The organism is Psychrobacter sp. 1Y11, assembly GCF_052259045.1.
In the GTDB taxonomy this organism is placed as follows: Bacteria; Pseudomonadota; Gammaproteobacteria; order Pseudomonadales; family Moraxellaceae; genus Psychrobacter.
This window is the reverse complement of the sequence record NZ_JBQQER010000026.1, coordinates 1-2,345: the sequence shown is the minus strand read 5'-3', so window position 1 is coordinate 2,345 and position 2,345 is coordinate 1. Positions and strand designations below refer to the sequence as shown.

Below are 2,345 nucleotides of genomic sequence, written 5' to 3'. Positions count from 1 at the left end.
TCGTTAATACCATTAGCCACATCATACTTAGCCTGAGCTTTTAGGTAATCCATGTCCGCTTGTGCCGTGCTGTTACCAACGACATAGACGTTGGCATAGCGTGATTTGATACCTGATGCGATACCTGAACGCTTATCTAGATCACCATAAACATGACCAATCTGCATCTGTGAATCAAAGTTCTTGTACACAGATTGATATGGAAGTGTCAGATCGGCAGTTGGAGAGATAAATACTCCAGTGTTTACTCCCTTCCATAACACTTCGTTTGTAGCTGCAGACTTCTTAAAACCATCTGTGTTTGCAACGGCAACATCATCAGCTCTAACGGTAGTCAACGTGAAGTCTTGTTTGGCAGTATTAAACTTATTAGGCTTAACGATGTCGAGACGGGCTTCGATAGTATTGTAGGTTAAGTTATCAACACTACTGTCTTCAGTCATATTAGGTGCCATGCCTTCACCACTACCTGTGGTTGAGGTGTAGGTTTCGTTGTCTGTGACAAATTGACGGAAACCAATAGCGTTACTAGTGCCTAGACCTGATTTACTACTTAAGGTGTTGCTCATGATGCCAGTGGCATCTGTGTTAGGTTCAGCTTCTGGGTTGGTTGGTCCCTGTGGAACCTCATCACCTTTAGTAGCGCCATAGGTACCTTGAGAACCATTACCGTCATAAACACCGCCTAGGTATTGACCGTCTTCTCCATAGAATCCACCTTGGGTGTTATAACCATTATTGTCAGCAGCATCACCTGAGAATTGGTTACCATCGATACCCGCAGTTAGTCCAATGTCTCCTGCGGTGTCAAACGATAAGGTTCCTTCTAGGTTGTTGTTCACAAAGTCAGCTGTGAATACTGAAGTGCCGTATTCAATAGCGTTACCAATACCGTTGGCACGGTTGGTTGCATCACCGGCGTAGTTAAAGACGCCTTCACCTGGCATGGTTTCAGTGGCATTACCAACGACGGCGACGCCATCTACAGGTAAGTCAGCGCCTAGTAAATCAGCTGTGCCTGCTACACCGTTGATGTGACCAACGCGCATGTCATCACCAAAGTCTTTGTACACTGAGGTGTAAGTGAGTGGTATCTCAGCGTTACCTACCGCTTCACTACCTTGGATCATCGCTGAGTCATCAACGTTGCTCTTGTAACCATTTTCTAGGGCTTGATCATCTTCACCTGAGACGAATACTGGTACGGCTGGCAGAGCGCCGTTCGATGCAGTGTCTGCTCTGGCGTCTAGGTTGTTACCGTTGTCATAGACGTCAAACTCACGAGTGCTGCCGACAAAGGTGTCACCAATGTTAATAGTTTGAGCTCCGGTTTTGTCCGATAGCTCACCACGCTCGCGTACTGGGGGTTCACCCTCAGTTCCAGGAGGACCTTGTGGACCCTCTGGACCCTCTGGACCCTCTGGACCCTCTGGACCCTCTGGACCTTCTGGACCTTCTGGACCTTCTGGACCTTCTGGACCTTCTGGACCTTCTGGACCTTCTGGACCCTCTGGACCCTCTGGACCTTCTGGACCTTCTGGACCTTGTGCGCCATCCTCACCGTCTACGCCATCTTGGCCATCTTCACCAGCATCGCCTTTATCGCCTTTAGGGCCTTCTGGACCTTGTGCACCATCTTCACCGTCTTGGCCATCTTCACCAGCATCGCCTTTATCTCCTTTAGGGCCTTCCGGACCTTGTGCACCATCTTCACCTGGAGCACCAGGCATGCCTGTGGCTCCGGTTGCACCAGTCGCACCGGTATCACCATCAATGGCACAAGAAGCCAAAATCATTGAGGTTAAAAGAATAATACTAGCTTTGAGGGGGGTTTTTAACTTTTTCGCTGTCGCAGCAGTTGCGATTGAATGACTTTTAGGTGACATTCGTCTTCCTCCATAAAGAATTTATGATAGTCCATTAAGTACCGATTAAAATTCGGTACTGCTATAGATAACCAAAAAATTTATTGGAAGTCAACTTTTAAAAATATCTTCTATGTTCACTTTTTATTTTTATTAGGACAAGAAGAGATTTTTATATAAAGTACAGTTGTACACTAATATATATATATAAAAATTAGTAACATAGCTAATATATATCTTATTTAAAGAATATAAATATTTTTTAAATAGCTCACAACCTATTAATGAAAATATTATGAAAATAATAATTTAATTTTTATCACTGTTTTAAATTATACTAAAACTAGCAATCATTTATGCAAATATATTTTAGTGCTATTTAAATAAATTAAAATCACAGACAAAAAAAGCGCCCTAGAGCGCTTTTTTCTTTGCTTTATATAGTCATATTACTTTATTGCTTTGTAGCCCCAAAGGTAC

1 protein-coding gene is annotated in these 2,345 nt (G+C 43.6%); it reads right to left on the bottom strand.

The genetic code is table 11. The features are described 5' to 3' along the window. A partial coding sequence (locus ACTXGJ_RS12595) for a transferrin-binding protein-like solute binding protein (RefSeq protein ID WP_443566154.1) occupies positions 1–1,886 on the bottom strand: 1,886 nt, incomplete at its 3' end. Positions 1,887–2,345: the final 459 nt, after the last annotated feature.